Genomic DNA, 14425 nt, shown 5'->3' on the forward strand with positions numbered 1-14425 from the left:
CCACGTTCAGTACTTGATATCCCGGGCTTTTTGACGGCCTTCCTGCTTCGTTTGCCGCTTGTCTTGCCGACAACGGGGATTGCTTTGAGCATCAGCCGCTCGACAGTCCTGTTTCGTCTCACGCGCATCCTGGCGAGTTTCCTGCCGGACATCGCGCGCGGCCCGACGCGTCTCGGCGCGGTCGGTGGCCGCCCAGGCTGCCCCGTTCGCCACCAGCAGAACAATCATGGCTACCCAGCCAAACGTCTTGTGTGCGCTCATGATTTGATCTCCAGCCGCTTGATGTCGAATATTAAGTACAGCTGATTTCCTCACGTCCCGCAGGCTAAGGAACTGCCATTCATCCAGGCGATGCCTGTTGTTCGGGCCTAAGAGGGCAGTGGGTAAGCATCATTTTTTTGCTGACGCGAATTGTTATGCTGCCAGGCACACCCGCATCAACAAGGACGTTTCATGATGACCACAATCCTTCGCCTGGCCTCACCCAGCGACATCGAGTTGCTGTTTGACATTCGTACCAGCGTCACGCAGAACCACCTATCTCGTGAGCAAATGCACGAGTTGGGCATTACTGCGGATGCACTCAGCGATGCCATGCGCAAAGCACCCTGCGTCTGGATTGCCGAATGGCAGCAGCAGGCAGTCGGTTTTGTCATGGTTGATCACGACGAAGCGGAGTTGTTCGCGCTGTTCGTGCGTCCGCAGCATGAGGGCAAGGGCATCGGCCAGATACTGCTACAGCAGGCCGAAGCAGCGCTGTTCCAGCGACATGAAGTGATTCACCTGATCACCGATGGCGATGAGGCGATACGAGCGAATGGCTTTTATCGGCGATGTGGGTGGAATGTGACCGGGGCTGTCGATGCCCGGGATGTGCGCTTTGAAAAGCGCCGCGCACGGAGCTGACCGCAATGGACATACCCGCTCGCTTCATCATCCACGAAACCCGGCATTGGGTCGTCAATCATCGTATCAACAGTGCGCTACCTGGGTACTTGATGTTGAGCGCAAAGGCGCCGACCAACGCGCTGGCCGCGCTGCCCATCGAGGCACAGGCAGAGCTGGGTGTATTGCTGGCGCAAACGCAAAAAATCGTCGAGGACCTTCTGCAACCCAAGCGCTTGTATATCGGCCGTTTCGGCCACGACCCCGGCCATGCCATCCACTTCCATTTCATTCCGGTTTACCCGTGGGTAGAGGCGCTGTTCTGGGAGGATGAACGCTACAGGGCACTGCAGAACTTCGGCTGGATCGAGAGCGATATGCCGCAGACGGATGGGGCAGAGCTGACACTGTTCGTATGGCGGGAGTTTTGCGAACGGCCTGAGCCGCCAGAGATTCAGGGGCAATCGGTTGAACAGGTCGTTGCAGCGCTTCGTGCGGCTTTTGCAGGTAAGGTTGCTGGCTTTGCCGAAGAAGCGAAGGTCAGAAACACGCATTGAATATAATGAATAGGACGTGAAGAATTATATTTGGGGAAGTGAAAAGCCACCTGATAATAAGTAGGTGGCTTAGTATTGTCATTTTCTTATGCGTTGATTTTTCTTACTGGTAGTCCCATGTCTAGTAATATGGACTCTGAGGTTAATCCTTCAAATCGGCTTTCGCTCATGATTGCAATTTTGTGTTTTGCCGCTCGTTTCGGATATGACTCAAAGAATTTATCTTTTAGGTTGTCATATTTTTCTGCGTCCCAAGCTGAGTCAGCTACGACAATTAGTAGGCAGGTGTTGGGGATTCTATTTGTTGCGTTGGAGTACAGAGCGGATGCGGACCTCAGTTTTAGTGCGGTCTCTGACAGCCAGCCAAAATTAAAGCCTTTCCGGATATATTTGATTTCAATCAAGTAGTCTTTGTCGAGCCAGCCGGAGCTCGTCAATACAAAGTCAACTTCAGCTCCAGAAATCAACATGTTGGCGTTGACTTCGTACTCGGCTGGCAAGCAGTGTTGAAGTTTTCGTGCAAGGGTTTTTTCAATATAACGAGCGCGCGTAAAGGCTGCGTTGGCGGATTTGTCAGGGGCTACATTTGTGTCGGGTGACTCACTTTGCTCAGACAGAGCCATCTCATCCTCTGTCTTTGGTCTAACCGCTACCTTTTTCTCTTGAAGTCCAAGCTCTGCAAGTTCGTCAGCTATTGATTGCTGTTGCTTCCATTTTTGCAAGCCCCATCCTGACAAGAACAAGCCAGTTATTGCGGTTATCGGGATCGCCCAAATGGAGAAGTTGACCAGAATTCCAACTATATATTGACGATATTTGATTATATCTTGAGCTATTGGGGTAAGTAGTAGTAAGTCGGATTCCTTGATTTTTAAGTCGAAAGGCTCTTTGAATATCAACCATACTGATAAGATGCTCATGCCGACTAATGCTAAGCCGGCAGAGACAACAAATTTGTACAGGTCGCCGAAATCAAACTTCATCACTGTCCCCTGTGATTCTTTAATCTAAGTCGTAATGATTAAAGCTTTGGCTGTTGAGAGTGGCAATATCTCGGAATGGTCAAGATATCTATTTTTTGTAATCGTACTGGCGGTAGTTGAAGCCAGATTTTAGGTTTCAATCGAACCTGTAAATGGTATCAAACTGACATTATGATTTCCAGCTACCGCAAGAATGATCAATCAGTGGTGGGGATTTGCTATAGGCGATGACAGCAACGCTCTCCTGAGCATATTTTCTGGTTTGAACGCTACCTGCAGTAGTAGCCCTGCGGATCAATCTGACCACATGCTTCCAGATTACTTCGAACGTGACATCACGGTCTGATGCTGACGCGATCGCTTACTCTCGAACCACCGGATGGCCGCATCTGCGGCCTGAACCTGTTACACAGCGCACGCTACCTGCGCTTTCCCCGCTTGCACGGTACGTCTCAGCACGGCTGCAGTCGCAGCGCGCGCCTCAACTTCATCCAGCAATGCCTCGACCAATGCGAGGCTCATTTCCAGCGAGTGCTGGGTCGCCCAGAGCAAACCACGTATCTCGGCATTGACCTTGTCACAGGCCTGGGCGTTGGGCTGGTAAGCGCTTTTGAGCAATACGGTAGCGTGGACAAAGGGCGTCTTCGGCAGAAACGCCGGGGCGTACGGCGAACAGCGGATCGTGACTGCCGTCGCAGGAGCCGAAAGTGGTGCTGGTTTTGGTAACGAGGGGTGGGTCAGGAACGGGTTTTGTCATGGTGGAACTCCTTCGTGGAAAGGATCCGCCACCGACTGCCGCCAAGCAGGTAAGGGTGACGGACTACGCAAGGTTGGCGGACCGGTACGAAGGGACCCGGCACTTCCGAAGAAGTCCATGCGCAGCCCGCCATAAAGCATCATCGCGGGCACAAAAAAAGCGCCTGCGAGGGTGATCTGGGGCGCTTTGCACCTTCGTGTCGGACCGCCAAGTCCGAGTCGCTGAATGTGCGGCGACTCGGGGAGGGTAGTGGGGTTGGGGGTACAAGAAGGCGATGGGCCAACGGATGCAATGCGCTGTCAGCCCGCGACATAAGCTATGGAATCGCTTAAAAGTAGCGTTTGTTTCCGCCTGAAGTTATGCAATAGCGTCCACCCCTGGGGCCGTAGCAGGCATTGCTGCCCGCACACGAACATCCACCGCCATGGTAGCCGCCACTTGACCCATATTGCTTCTCATAAGCCCGTTCTTGGGCCCTTTGCTTCTTGGCAGCTTGCGCCGCTTGCGCGGCCAGAATGACGGCTTGTTTTTTGACTTCTGCGAACTGGTCAGCATAAGAGACCATCGCGACCGCGTGGAGCGCCTCAAACTGGGCTGCGGCAGCCTGTACTTGAGTAAAGGGCCTGTTGGCGTTGTATTCGTTGTCCCGCTGGATGGCTAAATCCGCAGCTGCACGAAGGTAAGGGTCCCTGGCGTTCGTTTTGAGAACCACCTGGTTAGCAAGGCCCGCAAAGTCTGTGGTGGGGAACGCGGCGTAGTAGTCCAAGATGGGCTTGCTCATTTCAACGGCTTTGGCCATCGGTCCACGCATAGCGTCAATCGCAGCTATGGCCTTCAAGACGTCACTGTCAGAGGCGACGATGGTGCCACTAACGACATCGTTCACATAGCGATCGGCAGCCATTTTGTAGTGCGAGACTCTCTCGCTCATTACGTTTTGGGCACCGTGTACAGACTGCACATAGGCGCCTGGGGTCCGTGCATCTACGTAGGCATAAAACTGTGGTCCACTGCCGTAGCTTCCCAGCGAGAGAACTTCCGTGCCCGGCCGAGAGTAGTAAGGTTGAGTGGTGGTCAGTTGCTGGCCCTTCTTCGCCGCCAGAGCATTGACCTCATTAACTACAAATGCGGCGCAGGTCCTGATGGTTCCTCTCGTGGCACCGCAACTCAAAGAATCCAGATTGCTAGTGTCGCATTTGGCTGCGCCGTACGACGGCTCGCATAAAATTTTGTACTGTTGGTTCTGGCAACCGGCTAAGAGCGTGGTGAAAGCCAAGACGAATAGAACTCTGTGAAGCATAACGATCCCTTAACACGTCGTCGATTGAGCCGGCCTTGCACCAGCGGCGCTGCTTTATACAGGAACTTTATCGCCAGCGCTTCTGGATCAAATTGTGGAGCAGAAGGGGGATAGTGCTTTTCCGGAACTCAAACGGGGCTTGATATTCCCCATCAAAACCCACCGGCAGTAGTGGCGTGCTCCACGACAGGCCAGATCACCGGATAGCCGCATCTGCGGCGTGAACCTGTTTCTCGTTCAGCTGATCACTGCCGAAAGACTCCAGAGGGGAACGAGCCTGCCGAAACCTGTGCAGCACACTGTGGCTCTATCCAGGTAAACGAGGCAGCCCCCAACCTCCTTGGCCATCCAATGACATTATCGATAACAAATAATTATCGATTTGCCTAAGGCTCACAGTGCCCTCATGGCCGTTCTCGATCAATTTGCGTAGATCGAGAATGCGAGTGCACCAGTCACCATAGCGATCAACTTTTCCAAACACTCGCCAACCTCTGTAGGTTTGTCCCAATTCATCCATGACCCAAGACCAGCCTTCACGAACATACGAGTCCACGATGGGGAAAAATTCCGGACGATGGAAATGGAGATATTTCGAAGCGAGACTGCTGTTTTCCCGGTTGTTAGCCTTGGCGAGTGCACGACAAAGCTCTAGGTGAATTGCAACGACTTCTGGCAAGCGATCACTTGTAAGCCTGTCGCTCATTCCTATTGAAGCCAGCATGGCAGCGCATCTCGACTCCGCAATAGCCTCGGAGGCTTCGATAATAACCTCGAGGGCTTGCCGTTCATCCTTGATGTTCCCTCGGGTCTTCCTGCGTTCTACGGAGGCAGAATAAGTGCGACCGATGAGCATGAGCTTGCCAATTATCTGCGCTTTGTCGCTATTACTGGGCTGGGCGGCAACCGCGTCGTAAAGCATTGAGTTCAATACGTCGAAGGGAGGGCATCCCTGTGCATTTCCGAGCCACTGTGGCTGTGGCGGAAAGAGGGCGTGATACGTTGATTTTTTAGTTTTCATAAATATGGTAACTGGCTAGAACTTTATCGCCATCATTAAAGTATGTCAGGTGCATCATCCTCCATTCTTGCGTTTCGTGCTTGATGCGCTCGAACAACCAGATCCCGTAATCCACACCTACGCCGACCCCAAGCGCGACCAAGCCATTCGCGCTCAGTGGCGCCTACACCGTTGCTCAGCCACGCGTAGTCGAGTGATCTGCCACTTGGCTCTGCACCTCAGCGCCCTATGAAACGGCTGATGAAAATGGCCAGGCGCTGAGTCACCACGGGGAGTGCTGCAAGCTCCAGGGTTTCCTGATCGCTGTGCGCCCCCGTGCCCCAGGGACCGAGCCCGTCGATCCCGGCATCGACAAGGTCGGCGACGTAAGCGATATCGGCCCCGCCGCGTTCGACGGCGGGTACCGCTTGCAGCGGTCCTCTCCCCAACGCCTCGTTGATTTCACTGAACTGCGCGAGCAATTGACGATTGCCCGGCGTCTCGGGCATGGCCGGCATGATGTCGTTGAATTGCAGCGTGCTGGATGTCCCGGGCAGTGACGCTGCGGCGATGTCGCGCAGCGCCTGCTCGGCTTCGCGCTGCTGGGCTTGCGACAGGAAACGCAGATCGCCATGGACCTGGGCTTGACCTGCAATGATGTTCTTCAGTCCTTCGGCACGTGCGGTGTTTTGCTGTATATCCAAGTCGGCTGTACGCCCTCCAGCGACGATGCCAGGGTTGACGCTCAGACCTGGTTGCCCGGAAAAAGCGATGCGCATGGCTTCAAGTACACGCGCCGTCTCGTAGATGGCACCAAAGCCAGCGTGTGGGCTGAAAACAAACGATGAATGCCGGGACTGCCCATGGCTGCTGAGCTGCCAGGCACTGATGCCCCTGCGGCCGGTTACCAGTGCATGAGATGTCGACGCAAACTCAAGGCCCAAGGCGATTTCGCTTTGCATGGCCGCATCGCGCAAGGCCTTTCGCGAGATCGAGCCAGGCTGCGCCGCCTGTTCTTCATCGCCGACCAGCACCACCGTAATCGAGGCATCGCTCAACCGGCCCGCCTGGTCGAGGGCTTTGAGGGCGTACAACAGGGTGACCAGTCCGCCTTTGTTGTCCACCACGCCAGGGCCGCTTGCCGTCTGTTGATCGGTGGATTGCTGAAACGTCTGGAATGGACTCTGCGGCCCAAATACGGTATCCAGGTGCGCGATCAACAGGATCCGCCGGCCAGTGCCGCCCAAGGTGGCCACCAGGCTTCCGGCATGGGTCATCGGTTCCGGAAGATCGAACCAACGCGTCTGGAAGCCCAATTGTTCAAGGTATGGCCGAAGTACTTCGCCGACCTGCTCGACGCCGCGACGGTTGCCAGTGCCGCTGTTGATGTTCACCAGTTGCTCCAGCAACGCCACCTGGCTGTCGTAGCGCTGCTCGATGAAACGTACCATCGCCTGCTCCGTCGGGTTCAACGGCGCGGCTGCAGCCTGGGCGGAAGAAGCGCTAAACAGCGCCCCTGCCAGCAACAATGCTTTGGTTTTCATGTGTGCTCCGGAGTTCGAGTTGACCCCGGGGAGTCTGCCACCCTGGCGCAGGCAGGTAAGTCGCAATTGCCGCATGTGGCTGTAGGTACTGACTGTTTTTTGAGGGCAGTACAATTCGCGCAACGTGACACTCAGTGCGCACCACACAGCACATGTGGAGTTTTGGCGCTGTACGAAATCACCTCGTCGCGCCAGTTTGTTCGACTAACGCTCAGCGCGCCAAGTCCGCGTCGCTGAATGTGCAGCGACGCGGGGGGGGTAACGGGGGGATACAAGAAGCCATGCTTGGCGGCGGCCCGGGCTACGCGCTCAGGTCAAAGCTTGAACTTGCCCACCATCACTTGCAGCTCCGCACCCAAACCGGCCAGCTTGATGCTCGAAGCGGCTGTTTCTTCGCTGGCCGTTGCCGTCTGTTCGGACACATCGCGTACGTTGAGCACACTGCGATTAATCTCCTCGGCCACTGCGCTCTGCTGCTCCGATGCCGTCGCGATCTGCAGGTTCATCGACTCGATGGTGGACACCGAACGGCTGATGCTCATCAGCGAAGCGCCTGCCCGGCGCGTCAGTTCAACACTGTTGGTGGTCAGTGCGCGGCTGCGCTCCAGAATTTCGCCGACCTGCTGCGTGCCACGGTGCAAGCCGCCAATCAGCTCCTCGATTTCTTCAGTGGAGCTCTGGGTGCGTTGCGCCAGGCTGCGGACTTCATCGGCGACCACGGCAACGCCGCGACCGGCTTCACCGGCGCGTGCGGCTTCAATCGCCGCGTTCAAGGCGAGCAGGTTGGTCTGTTGGGCCACCGACTTGATCACATCCAGTACCGTGCCGATCTTGTCGCTTTCACGCTTGAGTTCGGCCATGGCCTGGGTCGAATGACCCACCTCGATGTCCAGATGGGTAATCTGCTCGATAGCCTGGTTGACGACCGTGTCGCTTTCCCGTGCCTCAAGGCCGGCATTGACCGCCGCATGCGAAGCCTGTTCGGCGCTGCGCGCCACATCCTGCACGGTAGAGGTCATTTCGTTCATGGCGGTGGCCACCTGGTCGGTCTCGACCTTCTGGCTGCTGACGCCTGCACTGGTTTGTTCGGTCACCGCAGACAGCGCTTCAGCGGCACTGGCGATCTGCACCACGCCATCACGCAAACCGCCGATCAGGTCGCGCAAGTTCAGAGTCATGCGTTGCATGCTGGCCTGCAACTCGCCCAGCTCGTCACGTCGCGATACCTGGATGTCCTGGCTCAGGTTGCCATTGGCCACCCGCTCGGCGCTCTGCAGGGCCTCTTTCAATGGCAGCACGATCAAGCGCGTGATCAACCAGGCAGCCAAGGCACCGACGATCAGGGCCAGCACTGCAGCAAAGATCAACCGCTGCATCGACGCCTGCACTTCATGGTCGCGCTTGCTCGACTGGCTGTCCGACAACTGCCCGGATGCTTCCAGCAGGCTCTTGAGATCGGCCTCCAGTACCTCCAGAGACTGACTGGCCTGGGCATTGTTGCCGCCCTCGATGGCACGGGCGTAATCCTGGAAGTGGTCACGGTAGCGCTCGATTGCGTTGCCGGCCTGCGCAATCCAGCGCAGATCCTCAGGGTCGGTAAACTGCCTGGCGAGCCCGACGATATGAAGGTTGATTTCATCCATCGCCTTGACCATGAGGGCGGTTTGCGCGGAACCGGGGGCCACCGTGTAGTTCAGGCGCGCAATGCGCACATCACGGGCCTCTTCGTTGATTTTGGCGATACTGCTCAGCTTGGCACTGCGCTCGCCCAGACCGCTCAAGCCGCCCCAGCCGATTGCGGCGATCACAATGGTCAGCAGTAAAACCAGTGCAAAGCCCAGGGTCAGTTTTGACCGCACGCTGATATCAGCCAGCACCTTGCCAATTGCGTTGAACATCTATGTATCCCTTCTATTAATCGATCCTGAAAAGCCATTACCGGGTGGTGCCCGCAGGGCACCTGTTGCACAAGGTTGGGGATGTCGCCGCGCACAAAGGCGGCGGCGGAAGAAATGTGGAGTGGGGAGCCATGGGTGAAGGCGGGCGGATCTCAGGGGCTGAAACCGCACAACATGGCTCATGGCCATGGGCCATCATTTGCGCGGAATATACATCCAGCGAGCATTATCGACAACAGATTATGTGCTTGTTTGTGAACATATTTGTTGCGAGATTGTGCGCAATCGTTGGCGGCAGATGATGCGTCCGATTCGCCTGCTGCCGGGCAGCAAGAGGGGACAGAACGACTTCTCTTGGTGCATGCGTGCTTCAGGATAAGCAGCTGGGCTTGGCGGATCTTGATGAGGAGGGGGCGGGTGTTGTCTTGGTGGAACTCTTTCGCGGAAAGGGTCCGCCAACTGGTGGCAGCGGGGGTGTCCCGTGATAGCTCAAATCACCGGATGGCCGCATCTGCGGCCTGAACCAATTACTCAGTTCACTCTACCGGCCCTTGACCCGCTAGCACGGTACGTCTCAGCACGGCTGCTGTCGCAGCACGCGCCTCAACTTCATCCAGCAACGCCTCCACCAGCGCGAGGCTCATTTCCAGCGAGTGCTGGGTCGCCCACAGCAAACCCCGTACCTCGGCATTGACCATGTCACAGGCCTGGGCGTTGGTCTGGTAAGCGCTTTTGAGCAGGACGGTGGCGTGGATCAGCGCGTCTTCGGCGGACACGCCGGGGCGTACGGCGAACAGCGGATCGTGACTGCCGTCGCAGGAGCCGAAGGTGGTGCTGGTTTTGGTGACGAGGGGTGGGTCGGGAACGGGTTTTGTCATGGTGCAGCTCCTTTTGCAGTGGAGCCGCCATCAATCGCCGCGAAACGATTGGGTGGCAGCTGTACGCGGGTTCGCGGACCGAGGCAAAAGGAAACCCGGCAGACCCGAAGGTCTCCCACGCACAGCCGCCATTGCACAGTAGCGGGCACAAAAAAAGCGCCTGCAATTGTGGTGGTGTGGCGCTGTTGCGCCTTTTGCCTTACGGGCCGCGACGCCCGGTCGCTGAATTTGCAGCGACTGGGGGAGGGTAACGGGGTTGGGGTGGGGATTCAAGGGGACGATGGTTAGCGACTGCTTTAGACTCATTACAGACGATCAGCCAGTGGCGCCTTGGTCGGTCATCGCTTGATGCGGGGGATTTGGCCCGAGGATTGTTGGGTACACCTCGTCAAACGCTCAGACATATCGCCACAGTCATAGCAACCGACTCCGCATATATAAGTGCGGAATGAACTAAGGCCCTACCTCACATTTCATCTGCATCGCTAAGGCTTTTGAGGTGTAGTTACGTATTAATTTGCACCGCTACTGGGTTTTATGAGACCTGCCTAAGGGGATGGACAAAATCTTTAAGAACCGCTAGCGTACGTAAATCGATAGATGGCAGATCGCCATAGCATTTTTGCAGGGAAAAAGATGAAGTATCGTGAAAGCAAATTGGATAAAGATTTACGACAGTGGTTCGTTAATGATTATTCTAAAAGGCTTTTGAGGCGAATAAATATCACGGAGGGAACTATACGTGGTCTCAGTGCGCTTGATGTAAGCTTTGATTACCCAATTACTGCCTTTTCGGGAGTAAATGGATCAGGAAAATCTACCATTCTTGCTTTGGCATGTTGTGCTTATCATAATACTAAGAAGGGCTTTAAGCTGCCGAAAAGAAAAAATAGCTATTATACTTTCTCTGATTTTTTCCTGCAGCACACTGATGAGGTTCCTCCGCAGGGGATTGAAATAAAGTACTGGTTCGCCATGGATAATTTTGCTAAAACAGTGTTTCCGGATGGGAAGGGGTTAGGGTATCAGTCTCGCAAAAAAAGCCAAGGTGGCAAATGGAATAACTACGATTCTAGAATGCATAAAAATGTAGTTTTTCTTGGTATTGAGAGAATCGTCCCTCATTCGGAGAGAAGTCAGTCGCGTTCCTATTCAAAGTCTTTCAAGAATGTTCAATTAAAAGGCTGGGAAGATAAGGTAAAGGATGCTGTTGGGTACATTCTTGGCAAAAAATATGATTCATATTTGCACCTTGAACATGCGAGATATAGTTTGCCGGTTGTTACGGTTGGAGATCTTACTTATTCTGGTTTCAATATGGGGGCTGGGGAGAATGCATTATTTGAGATTTTTTCAACTATATACTCCTGTAAGGCAAATACACTGCTGGTTTTGGATGAAATCGAACTAGGTCTGCATGCAAAAGCGCAGAGATTATTTATGACAAAACTTAAGGAGCTATGCAAGGAGACGGGAACTCAAGTAATTTGTACTACGCACTCGAAAGAGATTTTCCAGTGCCTGCCAGACGAGGCGCGTTATTTTATAGAGTCTGTTGGTGGGAAAACAAAGTTGACGCCGGGAATTTCTCCGGATTTCGCTTTTTCTAAGCTAGGCGCAAAGGAAACTGCCGAGCTTGATCTTTTTGTCGAAGATGAAGTTGCTCGAGTGTTAATTCAGGCATGTTTGCCATCTGCTCTCAGGGCTAGAATTAAAATCTCAGTAATAGGGTCAGCAACAGCTATCGCTAAACAGTTGGCTGCGCTGCATGTTAGGGGCGAGGAGAGGCCGACGCTTGCAGTTTTTGATGGTGATCAAAGAGCGTTGAAAGGTGATAATTTAAATCACGCCAGAAAAATGGCAGAAAACCCATCAAAAGATTTTGATGTATGGTTTTCAGAGAGAACATCATATTTGCCTGGAGATACTTGGCCTGAAGCATGGATAGTGCAGAAGTGCGTAGAAGTGCCAAAGCTGGTCGAAATTGCGCTTGGGTTGGAGGAGGACAGAGTTGCGGAAGTTTTAGAGTATGGATTGCAAGCAGGGAAACATAATGAGTTTTTTGAGATATCCTCGCACGTTGGATTAGAGAAAAATCATACGCTTCAGCATCTATGTCACGTTATAAAGTTGGCATTCCTTGACCAAATGAAGCCGCTCAAAGAGCGCATTGAGTCGTTTTTGGATTGATGCTGTGTAGTTCGATTGAAAAATTATTCCTGCCAAAAGTGTGCGTTTGGCCGACAGCTGTCTTTTGTTATCGACGGTTATCGGCCCAAACCAACCTGGCACCAAGTGTCACCGTTGTATGCCTGGTATGTTTTTAAAGGGCACTGGTCCTCTTCCCCATAACAACCGTCCGCTCCTCCCCATAAAACTCCTCCCGCACCTCCAAAAACCCAAGCAACAAGTAAAACCCCACCGCAGTAATCGAAGACGGCACCCACAACCGCTCAACCCCACCCTCAACCGCCACCGCCTCAACCCGCGCCATCAACGACCGCCCAATACCTCCCCCTTGACACCCCGGCTCAACAAACACACTCCTCACCGTATCCCCATCCAACCCCGCCGTCCCAACCACACGCCCACCCACCACCGCCACAAACACCTGCCGCTGCTCCAGCAACCGAAGCACCGCCGCCGGCGAAAAGTTCTTCTCCACCGCCTCAATAATCTCCGCCGAATAATCCCGAGCATTCGACCCCCGCAGCGCAGCAACAATTACCTCACTGATCGCCGCCGCATCCGCCTCAGTAGCCCCTCGAATCAAACACCCCATTCCTCTATCTCCTTCCATGTCCTTCCGGCCCAAACCCACTCCACCATGGACAACCCCATCCCCCGGTCCTTATGCTCCCCCCGACATCACATGAACAACAATTACAAATCCCATGGATACCGAATACCCCGCGAGCGCGTTCTGGCGGCGGCTGGCGCGGCCGCGCCGCAGCCTGGTGGCGCGTTACACATTGCTTTCCATCGTGGTGATGAGCGTAGCGCTTATCGCCCTGGCGGTGCTCTATGAGCAACTGGCCAAAGACCTGCTCAACCGCCTGACCGGCGAACGCCTCGACGCCCAGGCGCTGTCGACGGCGAACCGCTTGTCGTCGTTTCTCGACGACCGTTTCTACCAGCTTTCGGCACTGTCCAATCACCCGAGCATGCCGGATTTCATCGCCGACCAGGCGCACCCGGCCGGTGACGTGGACGCGTTGCTGAAACTCGAAAGCGAGTTGCCGTTTCTGTATGGCGTGCTGTTTTTCGACGAGCACGAGCAGCTGCTCAAGGTGATACCGGGGCAGGGCGCTTCGGGGGCGCCGTATTGGGGCCGCGAAGCGTGGTCGCTGAACGGGCTGGCGCGGCAGATGGTCGGCGATGTCGAGGTGATCGGGCCGATGCTGCCCCAGGCCGGGCGCTCGGGCTGGCTGCTGATCCGCAAGACGATTCGTAATGGCCGCCTCGATCACCGCGTGCGTATCGGCCTGCACCTGCGCCTGGCGTCGCTTACCGAATTGCTGGTCAGCTCTGGCTTGAACGGGGTGGTTACGCCGCTGCTGCGGGTGCCGGGCGGGGCGTATATCGATGCCACCGGGCGTCAGGTCGAGGCGCCGGGCGAGTGGCGCGACGGCCCGGTGATTCTGCCGGGCTGGCAGGTGGTGTTCAGTGTGCAACCGGGGGCGGTGCTCAAGCCGCTGGACGATGCGCGCTGGTGGCTGTATCTGGCGGCGGTGGGCTTTATCGGTTTTATCCTGGTGGTGTTCTTTACGCTGTCGCGCCAGTTGCGCGCGCGGGTGGGCTCGCTGGTGGAAGGGGCGCATCAACTGTCGTCGGGCGACCTCGGCTATCGCCTGCCGGAGCAGGTGCATAACGACGAAATCGGCCGGGTGACGCGGGCCTTCAATGTGATGGCCGGGCGCCTGGCGGATGTGATGGAGCGCACCGTGCGTGCGGAAAACCTCGCGGTGCTCGGCACCTTCGCCACGGGCGTGGCCCATGAGGTGCGTAACCCGCTGGCGACGATGAAAACCACCGTGCAGGCCCTGCTGCGCCGCGAGCAGGAAGCGGAACGGCGTCTGCTGTTGAGCGACCTCTGCCAGGAAATCGACCGCCTTTCTCACGTAACCAGTGACCTGCTCGAATACGGCCGGCCACACCCGGCGGTGCCGCAAGTGGTAGACCTTGCAGCGCTGCTGGCGCGCACGGCGCGGCTGGTTGCGCCGGAGGCCGAGGCCAAGGGCGTCAGCGTTACCAGCACCTGCAAACCGGGGCTGCAACTGTGGGTCGACCCGGACCAGGCCCAGCAGATTCTCCTCAACCTGTGCCTGAATGCCGTGGAAGCCAGCACGCCGGGCCAGTGCGTGGCCATCGATGGCCAGGCCTGGGGCGAGCGTGTGTGTGTGACCGTGGTCGATCAGGGCTGCGGCATTCCCGAGGCGGCGCTGGCACAGGTGCGTCAGCCGTTTTTCACCCTCAAGGCCCGCGGTACCGGCCTGGGCCTGAGCATCTGCCAACAATTGCTGGAAGCCAATGCCTCGCACATGGAACTGGCCAGCACCCCGGGCGCGGGGACGGTGGTCACCCTGGACTTCCCCACGCCCGCAGCGACTTATCTGAAGTGAG

The 14425-nt window shown here is 55.9% G+C and carries 13 protein-coding genes; 4 read left to right on the forward strand and 9 right to left on the reverse strand.

Annotation, left to right across the window (positions count from 1 at the left end):
* Window positions 1–6 precede the first annotated feature (6 nt).
* Window positions 7–261, reverse strand: a complete 255-nt coding sequence (locus tag I5S59_RS01400; protein ID WP_128323523.1) for a hypothetical protein — start codon at window positions 259–261, stop codon at window positions 7–9.
* A 195-nt stretch (window positions 262–456) separates the two neighbouring features.
* On the opposite strand from I5S59_RS01400, the gene I5S59_RS01405 reads away from it, so the two are divergent.
* Together I5S59_RS01405 and I5S59_RS01410 are read left to right on the forward strand one after the other, a co-directional pair.
* Window positions 457–906, forward strand: coding sequence for a GNAT family N-acetyltransferase (locus I5S59_RS01405; protein WP_197875050.1), 450 nt, complete (start codon window positions 457–459; stop codon window positions 904–906).
* A 5-nt stretch (window positions 907–911) separates the two neighbouring features.
* The gene (locus tag I5S59_RS01410; protein WP_197875051.1) at window positions 912–1442 is read left to right on the forward strand and encodes an HIT family protein; all 531 of its coding nucleotides are present in this window, start codon (window positions 912–914) and stop codon (window positions 1440–1442) included.
* Between the two features lie 86 nt (window positions 1443–1528).
* Here the strand turns inward: I5S59_RS01410 and I5S59_RS01415 are convergent, their stop codons facing one another.
* From I5S59_RS01415 to I5S59_RS01445, 7 genes are all read right to left on the reverse strand, one after another.
* Window positions 1529–2425 (reverse strand): hypothetical protein, encoded by an 897-nt coding sequence (locus I5S59_RS01415; RefSeq protein ID WP_197875052.1) that lies wholly within the window; start codon window positions 2423–2425, stop codon window positions 1529–1531.
* A gap of 405 nt (window positions 2426–2830) precedes the next feature.
* A complete protein-coding gene (locus I5S59_RS01420) occupies window positions 2831–3043 on the reverse strand; it encodes a hypothetical protein (protein ID WP_197875053.1) in 213 nt (70 codons plus the stop codon).
* A 467-nt stretch (window positions 3044–3510) separates the two neighbouring features.
* Window positions 3511–4458 carry a hypothetical protein gene (locus I5S59_RS26390; RefSeq protein ID WP_232239510.1) on the reverse strand — a complete coding sequence of 316 codons (948 nt, stop codon included), beginning with the start codon at window positions 4456–4458 and terminating at the stop codon, window positions 3511–3513.
* A 331-nt stretch (window positions 4459–4789) separates the two neighbouring features.
* Entirely contained in the window at window positions 4790–5503 is a 714-nt protein-coding gene (locus I5S59_RS01430; RefSeq protein ID WP_197875054.1) for a hypothetical protein, read from the reverse strand.
* 218 nt (window positions 5504–5721) lie between these two features.
* A complete protein-coding gene (locus tag I5S59_RS01435) occupies window positions 5722–7026 on the reverse strand; it encodes a M20 family metallopeptidase (protein WP_197875055.1) in 1305 nt (434 codons plus the stop codon).
* Window positions 7027–7340: 314 nt separating this feature from the next.
* Window positions 7341–8924, reverse strand: a complete 1584-nt coding sequence (locus I5S59_RS01440) for a methyl-accepting chemotaxis protein (protein ID WP_197875056.1) — start codon at window positions 8922–8924, stop codon at window positions 7341–7343.
* A 536-nt stretch (window positions 8925–9460) separates the two neighbouring features.
* Complete coding sequence (locus I5S59_RS01445; RefSeq protein ID WP_197875057.1) at window positions 9461–9802, reverse strand: DUF6124 family protein; 342 nt, start codon at window positions 9800–9802, stop codon at window positions 9461–9463.
* 636 nt (window positions 9803–10438) lie between these two features.
* Here I5S59_RS01445 and I5S59_RS01450 point away from each other — a divergent pair.
* A complete protein-coding gene (locus I5S59_RS01450; protein ID WP_197875058.1) occupies window positions 10439–11992 on the forward strand; it encodes an ATP-dependent nuclease in 1554 nt (517 codons plus the stop codon).
* A gap of 133 nt (window positions 11993–12125) precedes the next feature.
* Here I5S59_RS01450 and I5S59_RS01455 read toward each other — a convergent pair whose 3' ends face one another.
* The gene (locus I5S59_RS01455) at window positions 12126–12584 is read right to left on the reverse strand and encodes a GNAT family N-acetyltransferase (protein WP_197875059.1); all 459 of its coding nucleotides are present in this window, start codon (window positions 12582–12584) and stop codon (window positions 12126–12128) included.
* A 112-nt stretch (window positions 12585–12696) separates the two neighbouring features.
* Here I5S59_RS01455 and I5S59_RS01460 point away from each other — a divergent pair, with 112 nt between their 5' ends.
* Window positions 12697–14424, forward strand: coding sequence for a HAMP domain-containing sensor histidine kinase (locus I5S59_RS01460; RefSeq protein ID WP_197875060.1), 1728 nt, complete (start codon window positions 12697–12699; stop codon window positions 14422–14424).
* The last annotated feature ends 1 nt before the right edge of the window (window position 14425 follow it).

Origin of the sequence: Pseudomonas alkylphenolica (genome assembly GCF_016009175.1) — a bacterium.
In the GTDB taxonomy this organism is placed as follows: Bacteria; Pseudomonadota; Gammaproteobacteria; order Pseudomonadales; family Pseudomonadaceae; genus Aquipseudomonas; species Aquipseudomonas alkylphenolica_B.